This is a genomic window from Pseudoalteromonas phenolica (assembly GCF_001444405.1).
Lineage (GTDB): Bacteria > Pseudomonadota > Gammaproteobacteria > Enterobacterales > Alteromonadaceae > Pseudoalteromonas > Pseudoalteromonas phenolica.
This window is the reverse complement of record NZ_CP013187.1, coordinates 874,025-898,137: the sequence shown is the minus strand read 5'-3', so window position 1 is coordinate 898,137 and position 24,113 is coordinate 874,025. Positions and strand designations below refer to the sequence as shown.

At 42.1% G+C, this 24,113-nt stretch carries 18 protein-coding genes; 9 read left to right on the top strand and 9 right to left on the bottom strand.

All coding sequences use genetic code 11. From position 1 onward, the window contains the following. Positions 1 to 253: 253 nt before the first annotated feature. A complete protein-coding gene (gene dld, locus PP2015_RS03990) occupies positions 254 to 1,954 on the bottom strand; it encodes a D-lactate dehydrogenase (protein ID WP_058029048.1) in 1,701 nt (566 codons plus the stop codon). 13 nt (positions 1,955 to 1,967) lie between these two features. Further along, entirely contained in the window at positions 1,968 to 3,671 is a 1,704-nt protein-coding gene (locus PP2015_RS03985) for an L-lactate permease (protein ID WP_058029047.1), read from the bottom strand. A 233-nt stretch (positions 3,672 to 3,904) separates the two neighbouring features. On the opposite strand from PP2015_RS03985, the gene PP2015_RS03980 reads away from it, so the two are divergent. Further along, the gene (locus PP2015_RS03980) at positions 3,905 to 4,810 is read left to right on the top strand and encodes a LysR family transcriptional regulator (RefSeq protein WP_058029046.1); all 906 of its coding nucleotides are present in this window, start codon (positions 3,905 to 3,907) and stop codon (positions 4,808 to 4,810) included. Positions 4,811 to 4,908: 98 nt separating this feature from the next. Here the strand turns inward: PP2015_RS03980 and PP2015_RS03975 are convergent, their stop codons facing one another. Next, on the bottom strand, positions 4,909 to 6,036 hold the full coding sequence (locus tag PP2015_RS03975; protein ID WP_193330485.1) for a DcaP family trimeric outer membrane transporter: 1,128 nt from the start codon (positions 6,034 to 6,036) through the stop codon (positions 4,909 to 4,911). Between the two features lie 347 nt (positions 6,037 to 6,383). Between PP2015_RS03975 and PP2015_RS03970 the strand changes: the two genes are divergently transcribed. The 7 genes from PP2015_RS03970 (at position 6,384) to PP2015_RS03940 (ending at position 13,796) form a co-directional block, all read left to right on the top strand. Then, complete coding sequence (locus PP2015_RS03970; protein ID WP_058029044.1) at positions 6,384 to 7,529, top strand: alpha-hydroxy acid oxidase; 1,146 nt, start codon at positions 6,384 to 6,386, stop codon at positions 7,527 to 7,529. A gap of 204 nt (positions 7,530 to 7,733) precedes the next feature. Continuing rightward, complete coding sequence (locus tag PP2015_RS03965; protein ID WP_083496626.1) at positions 7,734 to 8,696, top strand: collagenase; 963 nt, start codon at positions 7,734 to 7,736, stop codon at positions 8,694 to 8,696. Positions 8,697 to 8,950: 254 nt separating this feature from the next. Continuing rightward, positions 8,951 to 10,261: a hypothetical protein gene (locus PP2015_RS03960; RefSeq protein ID WP_058029043.1), complete on the top strand. Its 1,311-nt coding sequence runs from the start codon at positions 8,951 to 8,953 to the stop codon at positions 10,259 to 10,261. A 93-nt stretch (positions 10,262 to 10,354) separates the two neighbouring features. Beyond that, on the top strand, positions 10,355 to 11,692 hold the full coding sequence (locus PP2015_RS03955) for an NAD(P)/FAD-dependent oxidoreductase (RefSeq protein ID WP_058029042.1): 1,338 nt from the start codon (positions 10,355 to 10,357) through the stop codon (positions 11,690 to 11,692). Positions 11,693 to 11,820: 128 nt separating this feature from the next. Beyond that, positions 11,821 to 12,969, top strand: a complete 1,149-nt coding sequence (locus PP2015_RS03950) for a YHYH protein (protein ID WP_083496510.1) — start codon at positions 11,821 to 11,823, stop codon at positions 12,967 to 12,969. Positions 12,970 to 12,979: 10 nt separating this feature from the next. After that, entirely contained in the window at positions 12,980 to 13,498 is a 519-nt protein-coding gene (locus PP2015_RS03945; protein ID WP_058029041.1) for a hypothetical protein, read from the top strand. Between the two features lie 88 nt (positions 13,499 to 13,586). Next, positions 13,587 to 13,796: a hypothetical protein gene (locus tag PP2015_RS03940; protein ID WP_058029040.1), complete on the top strand. Its 210-nt coding sequence runs from the start codon at positions 13,587 to 13,589 to the stop codon at positions 13,794 to 13,796. 41 nt (positions 13,797 to 13,837) lie between these two features. On the opposite strand, the gene PP2015_RS03935 is transcribed toward PP2015_RS03940, so the two are convergent. After that, on the bottom strand, positions 13,838 to 14,650 hold the full coding sequence (locus tag PP2015_RS03935) for an NPP1 family protein (protein WP_058029039.1): 813 nt from the start codon (positions 14,648 to 14,650) through the stop codon (positions 13,838 to 13,840). Positions 14,651 to 14,907: 257 nt separating this feature from the next. Between PP2015_RS03935 and PP2015_RS03930 the strand changes: the two genes are divergently transcribed. Continuing rightward, positions 14,908 to 16,083 carry a DUF3103 family protein gene (locus PP2015_RS03930; protein WP_058029038.1) on the top strand — a complete coding sequence of 392 codons (1,176 nt, stop codon included), beginning with the start codon at positions 14,908 to 14,910 and terminating at the stop codon, positions 16,081 to 16,083. A 119-nt stretch (positions 16,084 to 16,202) separates the two neighbouring features. On the opposite strand, the gene PP2015_RS03925 is transcribed toward PP2015_RS03930, so the two are convergent. The 5 genes from PP2015_RS03925 to purL all read right to left on the bottom strand — a co-directional run bounded on the left by PP2015_RS03925 (position 16,203) and on the right by purL (position 24,088). Next, positions 16,203 to 16,748, bottom strand: coding sequence for a hypothetical protein (locus tag PP2015_RS03925; RefSeq protein WP_058029037.1), 546 nt, complete (start codon positions 16,746 to 16,748; stop codon positions 16,203 to 16,205). Positions 16,749 to 16,937: 189 nt separating this feature from the next. Next, on the bottom strand, positions 16,938 to 17,258 hold the full coding sequence (locus PP2015_RS03920; RefSeq protein ID WP_058029036.1) for a YdbL family probable chaperone protein: 321 nt from the start codon (positions 17,256 to 17,258) through the stop codon (positions 16,938 to 16,940). A 10-nt stretch (positions 17,259 to 17,268) separates the two neighbouring features. Then, positions 17,269 to 17,448 (bottom strand): YnbE family lipoprotein, encoded by a 180-nt coding sequence (locus PP2015_RS03915; RefSeq protein ID WP_058029035.1) that lies wholly within the window; start codon positions 17,446 to 17,448, stop codon positions 17,269 to 17,271. Between the two features lie 9 nt (positions 17,449 to 17,457). Then, positions 17,458 to 20,019, bottom strand: coding sequence for an intermembrane phospholipid transport protein YdbH family protein (locus PP2015_RS03910; protein ID WP_058029034.1), 2,562 nt, complete (start codon positions 20,017 to 20,019; stop codon positions 17,458 to 17,460). 184 nt (positions 20,020 to 20,203) lie between these two features. Then, complete coding sequence (gene purL, locus PP2015_RS03905) at positions 20,204 to 24,088, bottom strand: phosphoribosylformylglycinamidine synthase (RefSeq protein WP_058029033.1); 3,885 nt, start codon at positions 24,086 to 24,088, stop codon at positions 20,204 to 20,206. Between the last annotated feature and the right edge of the window lie 25 nt (positions 24,089 to 24,113).

Below are 24,113 nucleotides of genomic sequence, written 5' to 3'. Positions count from 1 at the left end.
ATTTCTCCTACCAGATCTATGTACTTTGTTGATAGGGTTAGTTTAGGCAATCATAACGCGCCACACACTAGCGAATAATGACAACCCACTATCAGATAATGCCAAGCAAGAAAAAAGGCAGCCTAGTGAGATAGACTGCTTTGATACCAATCCTTATTAATACTTAATCATTTTGAGGGACTCATTAATAGAATTGGTATTGTATTGAGGACAACTTGTAAAAACTTTTATGCCTATAATGTGTTTCAAAGGTTCAGCAACATGAGCAATTTCGTTTATGCTTTTCCATCTTACCCACCCCAGGGTTAAAGCGGTTGGTCGGGTCTAATGAACGATAAAATGCTTTTACATCTTCTTCTGCTTCATAAAGATGACCGACATTGTGCTCAGCCGGGTACTTAGCACCTCGAGAATCAAGTAGTGCCAACATTTGCGCTTTCACTTTCTTAGCATCCGCACCTTTTTTCAGCACATAGTCTTGATGAAATACATGGCAGAAGAAATGCCCATAATAAAGGCGCTTATCGACCTGACAGGCAATGTCTTCTGGCAACTGCTCAACCCAGTCAAAGTCATTTCTACGTAGGGCAATATCGAGCGCTAAAATGTCTCCAACTTTATCTTCATGCAATGCTTGATAACGAATAGCAGCACCTGCCGCTGCAAAACGTTGTAAATATGCCTTACTGGCTTCATCGGGCGTACATTCAAAATACCCCCCCGCTTGCGGGTTTTGAGTAAAGTATGACTTTAGAAATTGTTTGGCTTCGGCAATACCACCATCACTCATTTTTAAGATTAAGTGATGCTCATAATTATCTCTAAATTCGAGCATGCGCTTAGGTAAATGCTGTGGGAATAAGTAGCTTGCCAACTGCATCACCTTGTCGGTGAAATTGCTTGGCATAAAGCGCCACTTTTTAAAAGTCGCATCTAACCGCCCTTTTAAGGCAAACAACTTAGGTAATCTATCGGTGCCTAAATGCTGAATGCTTAAAAAAGTATCTTTGCCATATTTTTCTGCAATATCGAAGATTTCGCGGTGCAGGTATTCCCCCACCTCTGGCAAATTTTGAAATTCAGATAATATGTGACGTCGTAAATCGCTTAAAGTTTTAGGGTCATTAGTACCAATATAGAATGTCTGTTCTTGATTTGGTACTTCAAAGGTATCTAGACGTACAGCAAATACAGCTATTTTACCTGCACAACCACTGGCCTCATAAAGTTTTGAGGTATCGGCATTAAAACGACTCGGCGTATCAGCATCTACATCGCGTAATAAGCCTTCATAATCGGTCGCACTGGCTGATTTACCGGTGACCAAGTTGTTGTGAGCGAAGTTACCCGACATCAAGTTCTTTAAGATCTCTTCTGGCGTTTCACCCAATTCAATGCCTAAGTGATTCACTAAATGCAATTGGCCTTTTTCATCTACGCGGGCAAAGAGTGACAACTCAGTATAAGCTGGCCCACGCTTTACCAATGCGCCACCTGAGTTGTTTGCCACCCCGCCAACAATCGATGCCCCTAAACAGGAAGAGCCTATCACCGAGTGTGGCGCTCTTGCCAAAGGCTTCAAGGTTTTTTCTAACTTATGCAACGTAGTGCCGGGAAAGCTCAACACTTGTTTACCCTGCTCTAGCACCACTAAGTCATCCATTGCCAAAGTGTTAAAGATCACGATGTCTCTATCATAGCCGTCACTCGAAGGCGTTGATCCTTCGGTTAAACCGGTATTCGCCGCTTGCATTATCATTATGCAGTCAGCTTCGACACAGAGTTCTAGCGCGTGCCAAAATGCCAATAAGTTTTGCGGAAATAGAACAGCCAGCGCACTACCGCCACCCGAGCGCCAGCCCGTTCTATAGTGCTCGGTTTTATTTGCTTGAGTTTGTATATTCTCGCTGCCTAACACTTTGCTCAAAGCGGCCAATAGCTGCTGGTTGTTCATATTCTTCTCCATTTTAATGACTTAACGGTCCTGCAATATTCAAAACATATAAGGCAGTCATCACTAAGGCGCCTGACGCCAAAACATAATATAAGGTTGGCACGATTGTGCGTCTGAGTGTGGCCCCTTCTTGACCCAATAAGCCAACTGTTGCACTTGCCGCGACCACGTTATGAATGGCAATCATGTTACCTGCCGCAGCCCCCACAGCTTGTGCTGCTATAATTAATGCAGGCGATAACCCTAAACTCATTGCCGCTTCAAACTGAAATTGGCTAAACATCATATTTGATACGGTATTAGAGCCCGCAATAAAGGCACCTAGTGCACCAATAGTTGGGCTTACAAGGGGAAAAGCCTCACCAAACCAAGTGGCAAACATCTGGGCACTGGCCATTGGCATACTAGGTAAATCGGATAGGTTCACACCTGAATTAATAAATAGACGAACCATTGGCACAGTAAACATTAAAACAAAGCCAGCACTGATCACGGTTTTAGTCGATTCACCAAATGCATTTCGTACGATTTGACCTTTTTGACCCGACTGACCTTGTAAAATGAGCGCAACCAAAGCAGCAATCACCATTAATCCACCTGGCAAATATAAAGGGGCAAAAGAAGCGCTTACCCCAGTTTCACCGAGAATATTACTGAAGCTGATACTCAAACCAGTTAAAAGCCCTTTAAATTCTGTAAATACACGAGAACAAACTAATAAAGCCGCAACGATTAAGTAAGGCACCCAAGCCACGACAATAGACATTGAACGACTACCGCTGATGTTTTCAGCTTTAATCTCTAGGTTGCCTAACCACTGTTTAGGCCAAGTCTCTTTATTCGCAAAATCCCATTGTGTTTTCGGCACTAAAACTCCTTTTTTCGCGGCGGTAACAACAATGGCAATACTCACTAAACCGCCAAGGAGCGATGGAAATTCAGGACCGAGAAAAACCCCAGTTAATGCATAAGGAACGGTGAAGGCTAAACCTGCAAAAATAGCAAACGGTAACACCTCAAGACCTTCTTTCCAGCTTTTGTTTTTTCCAAAAAAACGTGTCAGCATCATCACCATAAATAGTGGCATCACAGTGCCCACAATGGCATGAATAATTGAAACATTGGTGGTAATGAGCTGCAGATATTGCTCCCACGTCCAGCCTTGAGTCGCAAGCTGTTCAGAAATTGCTGTGGTATCTAACCCTTTATTTACACCGATGATAATAGGTGTGCCCACAGCACCAAAAGAGACTGGCGTACTTTGGATCATCATGCCCATTAACACTGCTGCTAAAGCTGGAAAGCCGATTGCAACCAATAATGGCGCGGCAATTGCCGCTGGCGTACCAAAGCCTGAGGCGCCTTCTATAAACGTGCCGAAGCACCATGCAATCACAATGGCTTGAACACGTCGGTCTGGCGAGACGTGCATAAAGCCTTCACGGATGACGCCAATGGCCCCAGTATGCTTTAGCATATTCAATAAAAAAATTGCGCCAAAAACTATCCACAAGATAGAGAAGGTGATCCCTAAGCCTTGTAGAATTGACGCTAACACGCGATTAGTTGACATATCCCATACAAAGAGCGCCAGTGCGGCAGTCGTTGCTAGCACCACAGGCATGGCTTTTTTCGCAGGCCAACTCAGGCCCACCAGCAGCAGAGCTGCTAATGCAATTGGCAATAAAGCCAATGCACCTAGTGTTAATTCGTTCATATTACTTTCTCTTGTTGTCTAGTTTTTATTGTTTTACTTACCCACAACGTGCTTATTTGTGATTTATATAATTATTTGTACTTAACCAAGGCTCAGGTTAATTAAGCATCGAGTAAACAAAATTTATAGAAATGTACAACTCTGTTAACTATTAATATATATTCATTAAAGAGAATGTTTTTTTCCTTTTTTGACATAATCAATATTGTTGAAAGAGGCTGTTAGGTGTATTTATGGTTAAATCTGATGATATTTTCTTGTTTGTTCAAGTCGTTGATGAAGGCTCGTTTTCTAAACTCGCTGAAAAACTTGAGATGACCAATTCTGTGGTAAGCAAACGGATCAGCCGTTTAGAAAAAGCCTTAAATGTACAATTATTGTATCGTACAACGCGCAAACTCAGCTTAACCGATGCAGGACAAGCCCTCTACGGTAAAGCGCGCTTGGCCAAACAAGCATTGCAAGATGCACAAGATACAGTGACAGGTTATGGTGATGCTGTACGCGGTAAAATTCGCGTGACCGTGCCATCTGTCTCAGCCAATCTATTACTGAGTAAAGCCATTGCTGAGTTTTGCCAACTCTACCCTGATGTTGAGGTTGAACTTCATGTCAGCAATCGATTGGTCAATATTCTTGATGAAGGCTTTGATTTAGCAATCAGAACTGCTTTTCTTGAAGACTCTTCTTTGGTGGCGAGAAGGCTAATTGATTCACAGTGGATTGTATGTGCCAGCCCAAGTTACTTAAATCAGCATGGTATTCCTCATAAACCCAATGACCTACTGAATCATGAATGTTTGATTTACAAATATGAAGGTGTCGGCCCTGACAACTGGCTCTTCCAACAAGATGGTGTAGAGGCAAACGTGCAAGTACAAGGTCGCTTTTATACCAATAGCCTTGCGGCCATTCGCGATGCAGCCGCAACCAATTTTGGTATTGCTTATTTACCTCGCGCACTGGTTCATGATGATTTAATGTCAGGCAGATTAGTATCTTTGCTAGCTGATTACACAGCAAAGGAGCTTGGGGTCTATGCGGTTTATCCAAAATCGCGACAGCCAGATAAAAAGCTTAATCTACTCGTAGAGCATCTTCGTGACGCGTATTTAGCAAAAAAAGAGTATCTTTATTAAATGAAGATACTCTTTTTACTTTAAACAAATTTATAGAACTTTTTGCTTAAAAATCGCGCTCAGAAATTGTCCTGAGAACATTTAATTAAAACCTTTAGTTAAAATTTTAGCTTGGCGCTGAATTGTAAGTAATTTGAATCAATGCTCTGCATGCCTTCATCGTCAACACTAAAGTTACCAAGCTCAACCCCTAAATCTAAATATTCGTTGTAGCTGGTGATCAAGTTCGCACCAAAATGACTGCGCTTGCGCTCAAGCACATCTGTTGAAGCACTGCCGTAAAACACCGATGAACGTAATTTTGGTGTCCAAAAGTGTCTATATGCAATCGCATAGGCCACCGTACTTTCAACTTCGGCTGTTTGCTTACCCTCTGCGGTGACTATGTCAGGAGTAATGCCCGCTGCAACATAGCGCCCAGCGTCCCCACTGGTTACCTGAAAACGTAGATCGTCTTTGCCAATGGTGTTAATTTTGGCCGCGATATTAAATGCAGTCGCCGTTTTATCTAAACCGCCTTGATCAACTTGGCGTAACAGGCCAGCCACAGATACCATGCCCCAATCCGCTTTGTGGTTATAACGGGCAATAAAATCTGGTAGCGATTCATCTTTATCTGCCTGAGCACCCGTCACGCCCACCCCACTGACACTGCTGCCGATATCTCCGTCACCATTGGTCTCTGGGTTTTCAATCGCAAACTGCCACGCACCATGGGTGTACCTCAGTTGAGTTTGACGAATAAAGACCTCACCAGCATGTGGGCCACCAAAATCAAGTGACTCTGGCAGTGCGTGTAGTGGCATAAAGGTGGTCCAGTTTTGACCCGCCATCCAGTTCTTATACTGAATATATAAATGTCTTAAGCGTGGATTTGATGAGTTACTAACCACTTCATTACCACCGCCGCCATAGAAATCCATCTCAACAAAGCCTTTAATGTCGCCATGCTGCACAGTTAAATTCACTCGAGACTCTTTAACATTAAATGCCGTATGCGAGGTATCTTGTGCGGCACCTCCAGGAAAGTTTGCTAACCAATAATCTTGGTAAGCCACATCACCAGAGACATGACGAATATCGACCTTGCCGTAACCGCCAATTGCCACCTTAGTTTGTTTTTCACCCTGTTTAACGTTCAGTATTTCTACAGCTTGCGCTTGTGATGCGAGGCTCAGTGCACATGCACCTAACCCTAAAACGACTTTATTTGATAGCTGTTTCACCACGCACTCCTCAGTTTAGGTTTATTGTTATGGATGAAAATTTACGGGTAGCTAACCTTTCGATAAATGGACATAAAGCCAAAGACTTTTTCCAAAAAGTACAAAATACTAAAATCCCTTGATGAGCTGATTTAGCAAGTTATTAACATTAAACTGAGCATTTATCGAAGATTAAGTCAGCGTCACGCGCTCTGTTCAGCTGTTTGTTAAACCATTTAACATGGTTAGGTTGCCAATTTGGCAAAAATGCTTTTCTATTATTGCTATTAACGCTTTGTAGTTTTCAGCCATACACTTCGCAAAACACAGCAGTACTCATACTTCTGATAACACTTAGGACACCTGTTATGCGCCTTAATCAATGCTACAACTTTCAAGACTTTAGAAAACTGGCAAAGCAACGCTTGCCCGGCCCGATCTTTAATTACATCGATGGTGGCGCTGACGATGAGACTACTTATCGTCGCAATACAGAGGCGTTCGAAGGTTGTGATTTACTACCGAGCGTACTGACGGGGGTCGAAGATATTGATTTATCTGTCACTGTCATGGGCCAAAAGCTCGACATGCCAGTGTATTGCTCACCCACCGCATTACAAAGACTGTTTCATCATCAAGGTGAGCGCGCAACTGCGGGTGCCGCTGAGAAATACGGCACCATGTTTGGCGTGTCTTCTCTTGGCACTGTCAGTTTAGAAGAGATTGCCCAGCAAACCTCGACGCCTCAAGTTTATCAATTTTACTTTCATAAAGACCGAGGGTTAAACCGCGCTATGATGGAGCGTGCCAAGGCGGCGGGTGTACAAGTGATGATGCTAACTGTTGATTCAATCACAGGTGGCAACCGTGAACGGGATTTGCGCACGGGGTTTTCAATTCCGTTTCGTTTAACACTCGCGGGCCTGATCCAGTTCGCCATTAAACCAATGTGGGGGCTGAACTACGTATTCCACGAAAAATTTAGCCTGCCGCAGCTTGATGCACACATAAATATGGGGAGCAGCACCAGCTCAATTGGTGACTACTTCACAAATATGCTCGACCCAACCATGAACTGGGACGACGTCGCCGAAATGGTAAAGTTTTGGGATGGTCAGTTCTGCCTAAAAGGCATTATGACCGTTGAAGATGCCAAACGTGCTGTTGATATTGGTTGCACGGGGATTGTGATCTCCAATCATGGTGGTCGACAACTGGATGGCGCTCGTAGCTCATTCGATCAGTTAGCTGAAATCGTCGATGCCGTCGGTGATAAAATTGATGTGCTATTCGACAGCGGCATTCAACGGGGTACTCATGTTTTAAAAGCGCTTTCACTGGGCGCAAAAGCTGTGGGCATTGGTCGTATGTATTTATACCCGCTCGCTGCTGCGGGTCAGCCAGGTGTCGAGCGTGCACTCGGCCTCATGCAAGAAGAGCTCATTAGAGATATGCGCCTAATGGGATGCAAATCTATCTCAGAGCTTTCCCGCAAAAATTTAAGATTTAGGTAGTTTCAAAAATTCATAACACGTTGTCATACTTGCATTATGAAACTCAAGCCAACCTTTTAGGTTGGCTTTTTTGTGCTTCAAAATATAAGCAAAAATATGTGAATTAGCACAAAAACTTAATAATCGACTTTCTTTAGTGTATTCAAAATCAAAATAAGTATAATGTATACAAAATTCACATTAAGCATTTGGATACTTGAAACAATGAAAGCAAAAATAATAACTGTGGTCCTATCGCTTGCCGTGCTTGCAGGTTGTCAAACCACTGAGCAACCAGCTGCTGTCGTAGATTATAGTAAAGTAAAGCTGGCATATGGCAATGTCGTTAAAGAAGGTGAAGTCTATATTCCAGCTTGGAAACGCAATGAAGCGAAGATCAACCAAGTGCTTGCAAATCAGCATTACTGCGCTGATAACTTGGTCTTACGTTTCCAAGCCATGTCGCAGCAAAATATCGAAGATTCTTGTAAATTACTGCTAGAAACAGAAAAGCGTTTTCACACTCTATTCAATACGCGTGGTAAGCCACTATTACACGACAACAATGATGTGTTACGCGCCAATATTTACGCAAGTCGTGAAGATTACGTAAAGTATGTCACCGATCATTTTGACGTACCCTCTAACAATGGCGGCATGTACCTCGAAGGTTTACCACATTTAGAAGACAACAGTGCCGAGTATGTGGCTTATTTGAAAAAGGGCACGGTGTGGAACTTAAACCATGAGTTTGTGCACTATTTAGATGGTCGTTTTAATACTTATGGTGATTACTGTGCACCGCCTCATGATAATCACTATGGTCCAGAATATTGTCCAGAGCCCGCTGCTGAGCCTCCTTATTTAATTTGGTGGGGAGAAGGACTAGGTGAATATGTTGCCCATATGAACAATAACCCGCGAGCACTTGCGTTGGCTGGCGAGAAAACCTATCAACTGAGCGAATTGTTTTATAATAACAGTGCCAACTGGAATACCGATCGTATCTACCGTTGGGGCTACTTAGCAGTACGCTATATGATGGAAAAGCAACGCGATAAAGTCGAAGAGATGCTATTTCATGTGCGTCGCGGTGACTATCCACGCTATCAAAAAATCGTAAAGAATTGGGGTACCAGCATGGACGCTGACTTTCATGCTTGGTTAGATACGGTCGCAACCAAATAAACTAACGCATTACTTTGCAAAAACTTGGTTAACATCTTTTGATCCAAGTAACACTTTTAAGTGTCGATTCAATAAGGTGCAGTATGCCTAGGTTTCAACCTCTGCACCTTATTTTTTATAAAAAACAGAAGCTTATAGCCTAACCCTCTCATTGATTGTTTACATTTTGTCACACTCCAAATTCTCACCATTCTTTCACCAAACATGCAAAAGTGAGATAATTTATTCAATAAAAACAAAATGTAAGATAAGTAATGAAAAAATATCTACTCACTCCTCTTGCGGCAGCATTAACACTTACTTTAACAGCGTGTGGCGGCGGTTCATCTGGTGAAGACACTACTGAAAAAGGCCCCGGTTCAGGTGGTGGCGTAACTACACCACTTCAAAAGATATCATTGGAGGCCTACACATACTCTTGCCAAACCGAGACACCTTATTCAACCGATATTGTTTTCCACAACGAAGCAGGTAAACCTGTAGGCACAGCCAAAACCAATGCTGAAGGCGTGTTTTCAGGTGAAGTACCAAAAGACACGAAACACGTTTCAGTATTAGGTGATGAAGTTGAGTATGATGACGGCGAGTATAAAAAAATTCGCACCGTTTTAGATATAGAAAACAGAACCAACCTTGGTAAGTTTTATTTTAATCAGTTCAAATCTGATTGCGGTTGTGAAACTTATACGCTAGACACAAGTGAACTAACGTATATGGAAACAGGCTACTCACTTTATGCAGGTTATTTTAGCTCGGTTACTGACACTGTAAGGGTATGTACTGATGAAGACATTTACTTCTCCGTTGTCGCAAACGATTCAAATGAAGCCAAGGCTACTATCATGGCTTTGCCAACAGATACAAAAACAATCAAGCTTACTGATGCTGACTTTGCCGACCAAGGTGTCTGGGTAGACCATCAAGTCAGCGCAGGAACTGAGTACATTACGACTGCTGGATATTTCGAAGAAATACACGCGTTTAAATTCTATCAACATAGACAAGTCGAACAACTTACACCTGTATTTATTTTTCCGACATTAACAGAACATAACTTTTACAGACAATACTTTGACGAGGATAGCTATGTGGGCGATGTAAACGTTCGCATGAGAAGCCAAGCACGAAGTAGAATAAAAAATGATGGCTCACTTGAACTTACAGAATTACCCATCATATCTGCAGGCCTAAGTGCTGATATTGTGGCCTTTGCTAATGCCAGCGACTTGAGTTACGACTTTACCTCTGTTGATGATCGCCTAACAAATACCGAAATTGATTTTAGCTTCTTAGTTGATGATGCAGCTGAGACACGATTTGATATGAATATCAGAGGCTATATCAGTGGTAAAGTACCAGATTTATCATTTGGCTCTGTATTCCCAGAACCTGAAGGAAACGCGACTCTTGAGCAACTTGATATCTTTTTATATGGTTATGCTGGCAACCCTACAGATAAGAAAAGTGTAGATGGTTTACTTGAAGAAATAGCCCAAGGTAAGCACCTTACAAAAGATAAATTTAGTAATTACGTATATATAGATTTAGATGCATCACTAAACTAAGCATTAAATAAAGGCCACATTCGTGGCCTTTTACTTCTCTCCTTTCAAGTAATACACTGATCAGCGCTTTTATTCTTCAAACAACAATAAATCATGAGCAAATATTACGACCCTATTAGCGCACAAGACTGCCAAAACCAAGCCTTCGCCCCAAGTTATTGGGCCAGTACCCAATCATTGCCTGAATTACTGCCAGCTATCACATCTGACACAAATTGCGATGTCGTTATCATTGGCGGCGGTTTTAGCGGTTTGCTTAGTGCCTATTACTTAGCAACTGAGCATCAGCAAGAGTGCATTGTGCTTGAAGCAAATCAAGTCGGCTTTGGTGCCAGTGCGCGCAATGCGGGGTTTGTGCTAAAAGGCTCGGGACGTTTGAGCTACCCGCAAATGGCGGATAAATGGGGCATGGATGTTTGCCAAGGCATTTATGGCGAATTTACAGAAGCAGTGCAACGGGTTGAAGATCTCATTAAAAGCCAACAGATAGCCTGTGACCCGCAACCCAAAGGCTATCTAAAAATAGCGCATAATCAGCAGGCCTTTGCAGGTCTTAAAGCACAAGCTGAATACTTACAAAAACATCTCTCCAGTGATGCTGAATTTTTGTCAGTAGAAGAGTTAAAAGCTGGCTATATGCACAACAAACAAGCCTATGGCGCCATGCGTTTGCCCGATGGGTTTGGTATTCATCCACTTAAATTAGTGCTGGGTTATAAAAAAATGGCCATGGAGGCAGGCGTTAAAATATTTGAGCACACACTGGCAAGCGATATTAACGACACAGGTAGCCATGTGACCCTTAAAGCTAATGGCTTTAATATCAAAACCAATAAATTGGTGATATCAGGGAATGCTTATAATAGTAAGGTGACTTCGCCAGTTATTAACAATCGTTATCTGCCGATCCTAAGTAGCATAATGGTGACAAAACCGCTCGCCCAAGCGCAACTTCAAAGCGCTGGGTTAAAAACCCGCCAAGTGACGATGGATACGCGCACGCTAAAGTATTATTACCGTTTATTGCCTGATAATCGCTTGTTATTTGGTGGCCGTGGCGCAATCTTTGCAAAAGATCAAAATAAACCAACCTACTTAAACAACCTAAAGAAAGGCCTCGCTGATTGCTTCCCAACCCTCAGCAATGTCTGTCACGACTATTATTGGCATGGTTATATTGCCGCTGCGCTAGATGATATGCCCCACGTCACAGTGCAAGGAAACATTGGTTACACCCTAGGTTATTGCGGAGCAGGCGTCTCTTTTAGCGCACAAGCTGCATACAGGTTGGCGCAACAAATTGCGGGAGTCACAGTGCCAAATTTACCTTTATACCAAACGCCCTTACCTTATTTACCATTTCCTAGCTTCAGACGCTTTGGCCAATGGGGCTATTATCAATATGCACAACTTAAAGATAAACTTGGCTAAATATAATCTACACTAAGTGTCTATCATTACTTTTCAAAAGACTGACACTTTGTGCACATTTACTGCACAATTGAGTTCTAAAGTTAAATCACAATCCAATCGAAACTTGACCAATAGGAGTGAGTGTGATGAAACAAGTAAACTTCATAGCGCCTGCACATCTATTAATACTCTCAACTACTTTCACACTTTTTGGTTGTGGTAGCTCTGACAGTAATACTGATAGCGAAATCATCGCAGAAACCCACTCAACCAGTGACTCTAACAGTACAGCAGACTCAGATAACAACGCTTCTTCTGATACCGACACTGATACTAATACTGATACTAATACTGATACTGATACTGATACTGATACTGATACTGATACTGATACTGATACTGATACTGATACTGATACTGATACTGATACTGATACTGATACCGACAATAATCCGCCTGTAATTGATGGGTCAACCGATGGCGTGTTATGTGATTATTATTACAACGAGTACAATAGCTCAGATTCAGTCCAAGCCACCAGTAACGCCCAGTGGTCATGCAACGGAAGCAGTCGCTTACTAACTGCCAATGGCTTACCAGACCATATGACCGGACAATTTCCAAATGCAAATAACCCGAATGAAATCAGCGAGCAAAACGTTTCTATAGCTTATACGCTCACTCCCAATGAAAGTACAACAGCAAGTACTTTAGGAGGACCCCGAGGTGCAACTGGCTATGTTTTAAATGGCGTAAAGATTGATGCCAATACTGCTGGCACCTGTGATGATTCTGGTAATAACTGCAGCCTAATTGGCAATGAAGGTAATTGGCATATTGAAGCTTTAGGACAAACCAGTTTTAACTTCGGCACTGACGACAATAACGCTCATGTTCAGCCTAGTGGAGCCTATCATTATCATGGTATGCCAGAGGGGTTTATAACATTGAGGGGTGGTAATAACACCACAATGACCTTAATTGGTTGGGCGGCCGATGGCTTTCCTATTTATGCAAGGTATGGATATAGCGAAGCAGACAACGCAAGCTCGGCAATAAAAGTCATTACTGGCAGCTATCAGTTGATTGAAAATATTAGCACCAACCGCCCATCTGTCGAAGTTTACCCATTGGGCACCTTTGCAGAAGACTGGCAATATGTAGCAGGCTCAGGAGACCTAGACGAATGTAACGGCCGCTTTGGTGTGACACCTGAGTTCCCTGAAGGTATTTATCATTACTACGCCACAGATTCGTATCCATATTTTCAACGCTGTGTAAAAGGCGAGCTATAAGAGGTTAAATATGACTATGAAACTCAAATTGTGCTTTGCACTCATTGGAATTTTACTGAGTGCTTTTAGCAATAACATTCAAGCTCATTTGATGGCACCTAACAAAGGCACGTTAAATTTCGATCCATCTGGAGGGTATTTAGTTTTGTCTTTGCCTGTATCAGCTTTCACCCACTTTGATAAGAACAGCGACAAAGCACTTACTTTCAAGGAAATTAAGTCTCAGCAAAAAGCAATGATTAAATATATTACTGATTCATTATATTTAAAAAGTAATAACCAAAAAACGTTTTTAAGCGGTGCAATGCTAGCACCACAGCGAAGCCATGATGTGAACAACAATCAAATTGAGCAAATTGTTGTCATCGGTAAGTTCTTACTCCCTTTTAATAATGAGGTTTCTATACATACATCACTGTTAAATAGCTTATCTCAAAATGAAAAGTTAACCATTACTACAACAGAAAAAGGTAGCAACTCAAAGCAAATATTTACGCTTGATGGTACATATTCAGATCATACCTTCTAAGGACAAAAGCACAAATTATAACATTAAATTTACATATACCAATTTAGATGACATAGTAAACAAGCTTGATTAAAACAAGGAAAATAAGATGAAAATTAAGTTACAAAAGAAAACCATGAAACAACTAAATACAGATGCAAAAACAATTGCGAATAATCAAACACCTCAAGTAGCTGGGGGTACTGCAACTCAAGGGGATTGTTACTCCTTAGGGTGTGATACCGCAGCATTCTTAGGCTGTCCCACAGGAAGAAATTGTTATTCAGCAATCGATGAAATATGTATGAGACAATATTAGTACGAAAGGGAAGCAACACGCTTCCCTTTCTTATGATCAAATTACTTTTGTTTAGAGCTCAGCGCATCTTGTTCTGTAAATATAGGATAACCTTCAGGTTTAAAACGGTTTAAGTTATATAAAAAACGACTGTCTTTTACAGGCAAAGTTGCTGAATCATAGTCATACTGATTCAGCTTATCTCGAAGTCCCTGATTATCAATCCCGTCCCCCTGCATTTCGTACCAACTAATAATTGGTGGCGTTACGAAGCGATTGTATGCTGTTTCAGCAATTTCGTTGCTTTTGGCAAATCGAAGTGCATGAGTCAAAATGCCATCTTTGTGATAAACAACTTTTAAATGGCCATTTTCCATAGGCAGTTCAGATGCGGGCTTAGTAAATAAGTCTCCATGCGCACTGTAACTTCCGTGCGTCACTAATCCATCTTTGGTCCATACAGCTGCATATTCCCAATCATGACGATGCCCTCCTCCAAAGTATGAAAATACCTGATCTTTTTTAAAATAAAGTGCATAGAAATGCGCGCAATACTGCCCACTTTGGGTATCTTTACACGCATAACGGTGTACGGTATTAGAGGTATTAAGAAACCAAGTATCTCGGCAGTTTCCGCCTAAACTGCCTGATGTTTTCAACCCGGCATTTTGCTGCCCGGTACGGCTTATACCTGCGCTCGGCAAGCAACCATCACCATCAAAATCGAAGATAGGTTCTGTACCATTGATAACGTACGAAGGGGGTAATGCTTCATCTAAAGCGGCAAAGTCATTTGCCAAGAGATTGGTTGAACTTAACGCACAAGTCATAGTGAGGCTTACGCTGAATAACAGAAATGTCTTTGGTGTTGTCATAATGATTGTCCTTAAATAAATCCAAAATGAAAATACAACACTTTTGTTACATTTGAAATTTATTTTATCAATTCAGAATTTGATACTAAAACCCTATTTTTATTAGGGACTCCGTCTAGCCTCTTATTCCTAAAACACCAGATTGTAAAATAAATGTTATAAATAAATTGACGATGTAAAGCTGTTACTCTATTTTATCGTTACACCTCAATGGGTGCTGTGAACAACATAGACACGGATTATTTCAAGGAAATCTTATGAATCACTTAATTAAATCAGCCTTAATGGGCTCGTTATTGGCAAGCTTTTCAAGCTTTTCAGCAGACCTAGTAAAAACAACAAGCACACTCTCTCCACACCCCGAACTCGACATGATTGACCAGTACAACAGTAGCGCAATGCAAGTAACCGATATAAAACGCGTCATGGCAAGCAATGTCGCGAGAGATTTAGACACGCACAATAAGCATTGGTTAAACATGCTTAATAAAAATCACACCGCAAAATTAAATACTCTAAATTTAACTCAAGATAATCGGCAGTTGATGCAAACGGCCAACGTTCGCACGCGTTCTCTAAAAGGCCTGGAGCAAGAAAGTTCTAACTTGTACCAGCTTAGACTTGCTTCTGAAAAGATGCTTGAGCAATGGCAAGATGGCCAACAACCCCTTATTGCTTTTGCACCTAAAGGCGATGATAAAGATTGGATATACATTGAAGCATTTGACGCCCAAGGCAATGTACATTTGCTAGATGCGCATACTATGCCTTCTCAACCTGTTCTGATCTTAGAATTAGACGGCCAACAAGTTAAAAAAGAAGGCCTTGCTGTTATGCAGTCTATTTTTAAGGAAGCACGTAGCCAGCCTGATACGGAGTTTATGACACAGCAAACTGTGCAGACGTCAGCTATCTCAACATCAAAGCTCGATAGGATTCGTTTGAATGATGATGAAGAGCCTTGGATCTCTGGTAAAGCAGAAGTCTATGCGGTGGTGACTGGCGTAAGTCCATCTCGTGATGAGCCAATCTTAGACATCGTCGATATGCCATACCTAGATCATGATGGCACTGACTATACACCAAACCAAATTCTGATCCATTGGGAGCGCTACCGCTGGCAGGCTGCCGATGTCTTGTTGATGGAGCAAGATGACAATACTAACTATCAAGACTTGGCGACGACGTTTTTAGATATTGTTACGCAAGTAATGCGCGCAATACCAGAACCGAATGTACAAGGTTATGCGATTATTCCGCAATTAACTAATCAGTTAATCAAAGCTATGCCAAGCCACTGGTTTAGTAATGATGACGATTACCTAGATGTATTTTATACACTATTTGAGGGCCAAACTTATAGCAACCATATGGGCGCAAGCAACAATGCAAAAATTACCTTAACCCCACTAACAATTGACGCTAGAAATTAAAGCATAAGTAAGCTTAAAAACATAAGTTTTAAAACTAGCAGCTAGACTCCCTGCCCTAACAGCAAAAGGCCTTAAATTAACTTTTAAGGCCTTTTCTTATTGTGAAAATACCTTGCTATTTAGCCATGTTGGTAACATCTATAAGGCTTTGCTGTCTTGCGATTAATAATTTGTACTTGATCATGTTCTAAGCCTTCAAGACTCGGTTTTATTGCGCGTTCAAAACGCATTGACGCCGCTTCAATTCTTCTCGCTTCTTTCTCAATTGCACGAATATCAGCTTCATGATGTCTTACTATTTGCTCTATTTTTCGTGCTAACAGCTTTTGCTCTCTTAACTTCTGCTTATCTATTTTTAGCACATTGTCATCTTCATAGGTCACCGCATCAGCAAGCTCTTCTAACTGTTCTTGATACACTTCTAGCTCTTCATCCATATCGCGTACGGGCTTTTCAAGCCGTGTCATTGTATCTTCGATATTTTGCAGTGCCTGATAGGCAGAAATCTGTGAGTCAGACATAGGCATATCTTTTACTTTTTCACAGTCTTTAAATACTTGGATGCGGTAGTCTGAGTCTGCTTGTTTCTCTGGTGCAGCATTGGCAGCAACACATGCTGTTAAAACTGCGCTGCTTAATACGGTTATGAGGGCTTGAATTTTCATGGCAGTCACCTTTCCTGTTGATGTCATTGTTAATTAGTATTTGAAAGGTTAGTCGCAGCGGTTTTGAAAATAGTTTGAATAAATAAAATTTAAGCAATAAAAAAGCACAGGGCGAGTATTTTATTTACTCACTGTGCTTTTAGCTTTTAGCTTTTAGCTTTTAGCTTTTAGCTTTTAGCTTTCAGGCTATTACTTCTTAACCCACTTACCATTTACTTTTACAAAGTGGCCTTTGGCTGTTTTTTGCAATGCTTTTTTGCCAGCTTGTTGTTCCACCTGCGCTAAGGTAATACCATGCTTTTTCGCTAGCTGCTCATACTTTGCTTTACGTTTAGCATTAATTGAATCAACCAAGCTTTTTGCATCAGCACTGTTTTTAACTGTAGCTAAATAACCCGATGCAGTTTCACCTACCAGCCCTTGAGATTTGGCCGCAGTTAAATCTAATGCGAAAGCTGAAAAGGCAAAACTTAAGGCTAAAATTGGCAATAAAAATACACTCTTTTTCATAACATTCTCCTTAGAATAACTCACTGTCATCGCTAAATAAGTCATCTAGCTCTTTATCTACTTTTACTCGGATCTCATGATCTACTTTTACATTCAAATTAATGGTGATTGGTTCTTTGGTTTCTACTTGTACCTTGTGCGTACATCCCATAAGCACTAAGGCACTGAATAAAGCCGCTATCCACTTCATGGTGTTCCCCTATTGAGTTAAAGCTTTCTCTACTTGTTGACTAATTTCATCATTCAATCGTAACGCCTTAAATAAGGTGTAAATGTTTTCATGATGCGTGTAATTAAAGTTCACTGGCTGTGCTTGGCTTTTATTTTCACCCTTAATATTCACACCCAATGTTAACCAGCCGTCTTCTGTTAATGCCACATCACTGTGCAGCGTATCTATATCTAAATTATCCAGTAAACCAATCACCGTCTTCAATTGCGGCTGTTGAGCTTTGAGTGCATTCACTGATGCATTTTCTGACACACTCAACATGCCCATACCTAAATTGTAAAGTTTACCTTCAGTGATACTCACTTTGCCATCGCGCACTTCAATAGGCAATTCACCCGACACTCGCCCAATGAGCTCAACGCCCGCTTCGCGACCCGCTTTAGCTAAAATTGCCAAGTCTAAGTTTTCAGCTTTTGCTTCAATGCGTTGTGGCGCTTTTGTGAGTCGGAATTTATCCGCTGTAAGTAAACCATCAAACGCCTCTGCGGTAATACTACTCAACCACGCCTGATTATCTTTAGCCTGAAGATCTGCGGTTATGTTTGTGAGCACCGCACCTGAACGAAACTCGTCAATTGTCACTGTAGTTTTTGGAATATTAATCACACCTGAATTGACCTGCCCCGTAATTTTGCCTGATGCATTACTTATATAATGCGTATCAAACAAGGCAGATGCGCCAAATTGCACATCAAAATCAACATTCTGTGACACTAAGTCACCACTTGCCACAACGCTGGTACTACCCGTTTCTATTTTTAATTTTGGCGCAATTTCCTCCAAAACTGGCTGTAAACCGGTAAGGTCTTGTTCAATCATAACAAGCTGAAAAGGCTGCGCTTTATTCGTTAATTCATGGCGAAACGATAGATTCATGTCGAGCACATCAATATCATGCTCAAAACGTATACCTTCATTAAAATTAACTTGAGAAGTGATATTCATATCTACTACGAGCAGTTCTGGAGTTGCAATCGCATCAAGGTGTGTTGTCACCGCGAGCACACTAGAATTCATAAAATCTTGCATACTGCCTTTTAAATTCAAGCTTTGTTGTATACCTTGAATTTGATTATCGGCTTGCTTAATGCCTTTTAACTGCCAGTCAGCGTCAAATTGAATCGCGTCATCGATGAGCTTTGACTGCCATTTTGCTTTAAGATCTCGCCCCTGTAGCAAAGGGTGATTGAACGATAAAAGTGACAATTCTCCATCCGCTATCGCATTTATACGCTCTGAAAGGTCGCCCTCTACATCCAAATTAAGTGTTACCTTGGGTAGTTTAAGTGCTTGTCCTTGGCCGTCGATAAATTCTGCTTTTAGAAGTTCAAGCTGGTTACTCGATTTAAATGACATGTCGCCGCCAAGCTTGCCTTTCACATCAAGGTTTGAATCAAGCTTTATATTCGCTTGTTTTATAGGTGAGTTATCAATTAAAAAAGTAGGCACATTAGGTTGAATTAAACTAATCGATATTTGGCTTTGAAACGCTTCATCTCTGATATCGACAGGCCCATCTAGCTGTAATGTGCCAATTAATGCAGTTTGATGCTTTAAACTAAATTGAGACTTAAAATCCTGAGTAAATATTTTGGCTTCTAGATTTTCTAATTGAACCTGAGTTAGCTCGCCGTTTGAGAGAATGACACGGTCAGTCGACAAGAGATTATTACGTACTGACAACACACTAGGTAATTGTACAGTAACTTGATCGGCTATAAAGTCAGTAGCTTGAATCCCCTGTGGCAAATGTGCTTGAAGTGCCTCAAAACACGAGAGAGTCTTTACTGTATTAGTAAGCTGGTTAAAATCTGCGACAGCCTCTCGATTCAATAAATCTATTTCACCGCTAATATCACCTTGCACATTTGCTGACATCGCACACTCTGGTAAATGGTGTTCAGCTTGCACTTCAATCTCACCATCAAATTGTAATTGTAGGCCGTCAAATACTGCGTTCATCGAACCTGCTAACATCTTTACTTGTTCAGGTTTAAAAGCTTGTATTACGTTACTTTCTAATGAAATTTGATTAAGTGCTAGCTTATTTTTAAATATGGTAAGTTGGCCAATGAGATCACCATTTATTTCAAACTGATTGAGGCTTGGTTCAATAAGGCTCATTGTTACAGGCTTTATTAATGGAGAACCTGACAAGCGAATTCTTTTGATATTTAACAATGGACGAGTGTCAGGTAATACAAGATTAAGAGACTTAAGGTGAGGCGTTTCAGCGCTTGTCTCTGTTACTTGCTTTAGCGCAACATTCAATTCTGCTAAAACAACATTTGACAGGTTAATGTCTGCATTTATTAATTCAATAGACGCAGTAGAATGTTCAATACATGCCCGCTCAACCCTGATAGAACGAAGCCCAGTAAGCGACCAATCAATACAACTGAGCTCTACATTGGCATCGCCTAAATAATGCGAAGCCACTTTGGCAACCAGTGTATTTCTAAATCCATAAAGACAAATTAGGGCTGTGAATAAAAATACACTTACCCAAAGCAATCCCTTTTTAAACATAGCACCCTGAGTGATAAGAATTAGACCCCATTATTTTACCTAGTTTTGCGATGTTTGTATCAGCAAAAATGTAATCAGATGTAGGCCATTATAAAAGATACCTTGCCTATACTATTTCATTTTTTGTAGGCAACAAAAAAGGCCACCTAAGTGACCTTTTCTTTAGAGCTACATATTCACTCTATTAACCCACATTCTTACGTGCGTTACGGAACATGCGCATCCATGGGCTATCTTCTTTCCACTCATCTGGGTGCCAAGAGTTAGCGACTGCGCGGAATACACGCTCTGGATGTGGCATCATTACTGTTGCGCGACCGTCTGTTGATGTAATACCTGTGATACCTTCTGGAGAACCATTCGGGTTGTTCGGGTATTGCGTAGTCGGGTTACCAAAGTTATCAACGTACTGAACGGCTACTGTGCCAGACTCTAGTGCTGCTTTCACTGCTGCGTCGTTTGCAAACTCAGCATGACCTTCACCGTGAGATACTGCGATTGGCATACGAGAGCCTGCCATACCTTGGAAGAATACTGACGGGCTTTCTTGTACTTCAACAAGGCTGAAACGTGCTTCAAAACGCTCTGACTTGTTCGTTACAAAACGTGGCCAGTGCTCAGTGCCTGGGATAAGCTCTTTCAGTGTAGATAACATCTGACAGCCGTTACATACACCTAAGCTGAACGTGTCTTGACGCTCAAAGAATGTTTGGAACTGATCGCGTGCCATGTCATTGAATAGGATTGACTTAGCCCAACCTTCACCAGCACCTAGTACGTCACCGTAAGAGAAACCACCACATGCTACAAGGCCTTTGAACTCTTCAAGCGTTAGGCGTCCTTCAAGGATGTCACTCATGTGTACGTCTACCGCTGCAAAACCTGCACGGTTAAATGCTGCTGCCATTTCAACGTGAGAGTTAACGCCTTGCTCACGAAGGATTGCCATCTTAGGCTTAGCACCTGTTGCGATGAAAGGCGCTGCAATGTCTTCGTTTAGATCGAAGCTTAGTTTTACGTTAAGACCAGGATCTTTTTCGTCAAATTTCGCATCAAATTCTTGCTTAGCACACTCAGGGTTATCACGAAGTGCTTGCATCTTATAAGTCGTTTCAGCCCAAATAGTGCGTAGTTCAGTACGTGTATTTGCAAGTACTGCTTCGCCACCACGGTTGAAGATTACTTTGTCTTCAGTATTCAGTGCACCGATAGTATGGCTGATTGCCGCAAGGCCGTTATCAGCAAGAATAGCTTCAACTGCTGCAAGGTCGTCGTTGCGAACCTGAATCACGGCACCTAGCTCTTCGTTATAAAGCGCTTCGATGTCAGAGCCTGTTAGGCTATCAAGGTTTACAGTCACACCTGTGCGACCAGCAAATGCCATTTCAGCAACCGTTGTGAATAAACCACCGTCTGAACGGTCATGGTAAGCAAGTAGCTTCTCATCAACCACAAGTGCTTGCATTGCGTTGTAGAAACCTTTTAATAGCTCTGGGCTATCTACGTCAGGTGTCTTGTCACCAAGTTGTTTGTAAACCTGTGCAAGGCTTGATGCACCCATGCGGTTTTGACCTGCACCTAAATCAACTAGGATTAGGCTTGAGTCACCTTTGTCAGTGCGAAGCTGAGGCGTTACTGTTTTACGAATGTCTTCTACACGGCCAAAAGCAGTGATAACTAGAGAAAGTGGCGCTGTCACCGCTTTGTCTTCACCGTCATCTTGCCATGTCGTCTTCATCGACATTGAGTCTTTACCAACTGGGATAGTTAGACCAAGTGCTGGACACAACTCTTCACCTACTGCTTTTACTGCTTCGTAAAGACCTGCATCTTCACCTGGGTGACCTGCTGCTGCCATCCAGTTTGCAGATAGCTTGATGTTCTCAAGACCGCCAATGTTTGCGCCAGCAATGTTAGTTAACGCTTCTGCTACTGCTAAACGTGCTGATGCGCCGTAGTTTAGAAGTGCTGCTGGTGTGCGTTCACCCATTGACATGGCTTCACCGTGGTAAGTGTCAAACGCAGCTGCTGTTACAGCACAGTTTGCTACTGGTACCTGCCAAGGGCCAACCATTTGGTCACGTGCCACTAGACCTGTTACCGTACGGTCACCAATGGTGATAAGGAATGTTTTCTCAGCAATCGTTGGTAGACGAAGTAAACGCTTAGCGGCTTCCTCAACGTCGATGCTGTCAGTGTTTAGTGCTTCACCTTCAACTTGCTTTGACTCAACGTCACGGTGCATCTTAGGTGCTTTACCAAGTAGTACTTCTAGTGGAAGATCTACAGGGTTGTTATCAAAGTGGCTATCCGCAACGGTTAGATGACGCTCTTCAGTTGCTTCACCAATTACCGCGTACTGTGCGCGCTCACGCTTACAAATTTCTTCAAAACGTGCGAAGTCTTCTGCCGCAACTGCAAGTACATAACGTTCTTGTGATTCGTTACACCAGATCTCGTGTGGCGCCATGCCCGGCTCATCATTCGGGATATTACGTAGTTGGAATTTACCACCACGACCACCGTCGTCTACTAGCTCAGGGAATGCATTTGAAAGGCCACCCGCGCCCACATCATGGATAAACGCGATTGGGTTTTCGTCGCCTAGCTGCCAACACTTGTCGATAACTTCCTGACAACGACGCTCCATTTCTGGGTTTTCACGCTGTACCGAAGCAAAGTCTAAGTCTTCGTTTGACTGACCAGATGCCATTGATGATGCAGCACCACCACCAAGACCAATGTTCATCGCAGGGCCACCAAGGGCTATTAGCTTAGCGCCTACAGGGATTTCACCTTTTTGAACATGCTCAGTACGAATGTTACCAAGACCACCAGCAAGCATAATTGGCTTATGGTAACCACGTACTTCTTCACCATTGTGGCTGTTAACTTTTTCTTCGTAAGTACGGAAGTAACCAAGTAGGTTAGGACGACCAAATTCGTTGTTGAATGCTGCGCCACCTAATGGGCCGTCGATCATGATATCTAGTGCATCAACGATACGACCAGGCTTACCGAAGTTAGTTTCCCACGGTTGCTCAAAGCCTGGAATACGAAGGTTAGATACGGTAAAACCAACTAGACCTGCTTTTGGCTTAGAACCACGACCTGTTGCACCTTCGTCACGAATTTCACCACCAGAACCAGTCGATGCGCCAGAGAATGGTGCAATTGCCGTTGGGTGGTTATGCGTTTCAACCTTCATCAAGATTTCAATGTTTTCTTGATTGTAGCTGTACTCACCTTCTTTGTTCGGGAAGAAACGACCCGCTTTAGAACCCTTCATTACCGCTGCGTTATCTTTATAAGCAGACAGTACGTTTTCTGGGTGCGTTTCGAATGTGTTTTTGATCATTTTGAACAGCGACTTAGGCTGCTCTTCACCGTCGATTGTCCAACCGGCGTTGAAAATCTTGTGACGACAGTGCTCAGAGTTCGCCTGTGCGAACATGAATAGCTCGATGTCGTTCGGGTTACGACCTAACTTAGTGAAGTTTTCTACTAGGTAGTCAATTTCGTCATCCGCTAGTGCAAAACCTTGCTCAACGTTTGCTGTTGCAAGCGCTTCGCGGCCACCACCAAGAATATCTACTGATGACATTGGGCGCGGCTCTTCAACGCGGAATAACTGACCTGCATCTTCAAGGCTGTTGTGAACAGACTCTGTCATACGGTCGTGTACTAGCTTAGCAACTTCATTTAGTTGCTCTGCGCTTAGCTCACCCTCAACATAGTAAGCAATACCACGCTCAACACGGTGAACCTTATCTAGGCCACAGTTGTTAGCGATGTCAGTTGCTTTTGATGCCCACGGAGAAATGGTACCAATACGTGGTGTTACTAGAATAAGTGCACCTTGAGGCTCGTGTTCGGCGATAGTTGGGCCGTACTTAAGTAGTTTATTTAGCTTGTCTAATTCCGATTCGCTCAGCTCCGCAGTTAAGTCTGCAAAATGCATAAACTCAGCATAAATACCAGTTACTGGTAAATTCGCGTCAGAGCAGGTTTTAAGGATTTTTTGAACTTTGAAATCAGAAAGTGCTGGCGCACCACGTAAAATCAACATAGGTTATTTCATCCGGGGGTTAAGG

Bases quoted from the DNA above. Each gene is read 5' to 3' on its own strand.
- PP2015_RS03915 (WP_058029035.1), bottom strand. From the start codon at position 17,448: ATGAAGTGGATAGCGGCTTTATTCAGTGCCTTAGTGCTTATGGGATGT.
- PP2015_RS03955 (WP_058029042.1), top strand. From the start codon at position 10,355: ATGAGCAAATATTACGACCCTATTAGCGCACAAGACTGCCAAAACCAA.
- PP2015_RS03945 (WP_058029041.1), top strand. From the start codon at position 12,980: ATGACTATGAAACTCAAATTGTGCTTTGCACTCATTGGAATTTTACTG.
- PP2015_RS03940 (WP_058029040.1), top strand. From the start codon at position 13,587: ATGAAAATTAAGTTACAAAAGAAAACCATGAAACAACTAAATACAGAT.
- PP2015_RS03930 (WP_058029038.1), top strand. From the start codon at position 14,908: ATGAATCACTTAATTAAATCAGCCTTAATGGGCTCGTTATTGGCAAGC.
- PP2015_RS03960 (WP_058029043.1), top strand. From the start codon at position 8,951: ATGAAAAAATATCTACTCACTCCTCTTGCGGCAGCATTAACACTTACT.
- PP2015_RS03920 (WP_058029036.1), bottom strand. From the start codon at position 17,258: ATGAAAAAGAGTGTATTTTTATTGCCAATTTTAGCCTTAAGTTTTGCC.
- PP2015_RS03950 (WP_083496510.1), top strand. From the start codon at position 11,821: ATGAAACAAGTAAACTTCATAGCGCCTGCACATCTATTAATACTCTCA.
- PP2015_RS03935 (WP_058029039.1), bottom strand. From the start codon at position 14,650: ATGACAACACCAAAGACATTTCTGTTATTCAGCGTAAGCCTCACTATG.
- PP2015_RS03910 (WP_058029034.1), bottom strand. From the start codon at position 20,019: ATGTTTAAAAAGGGATTGCTTTGGGTAAGTGTATTTTTATTCACAGCC.
- PP2015_RS03970 (WP_058029044.1), top strand. From the start codon at position 6,384: ATGCGCCTTAATCAATGCTACAACTTTCAAGACTTTAGAAAACTGGCA.
- PP2015_RS03925 (WP_058029037.1), bottom strand. From the start codon at position 16,748: ATGAAAATTCAAGCCCTCATAACCGTATTAAGCAGCGCAGTTTTAACA.
- dld (WP_058029048.1), bottom strand. From the start codon at position 1,954: ATGAACAACCAGCAGCTATTGGCCGCTTTGAGCAAAGTGTTAGGCAGC.
- PP2015_RS03980 (WP_058029046.1), top strand. From the start codon at position 3,905: ATGGTTAAATCTGATGATATTTTCTTGTTTGTTCAAGTCGTTGATGAA.
- PP2015_RS03965 (WP_083496626.1), top strand. From the start codon at position 7,734: ATGAAAGCAAAAATAATAACTGTGGTCCTATCGCTTGCCGTGCTTGCA.
- PP2015_RS03985 (WP_058029047.1), bottom strand. From the start codon at position 3,671: ATGAACGAATTAACACTAGGTGCATTGGCTTTATTGCCAATTGCATTA.
- purL (WP_058029033.1), bottom strand. From the start codon at position 24,088: ATGTTGATTTTACGTGGTGCGCCAGCACTTTCTGATTTCAAAGTTCAA.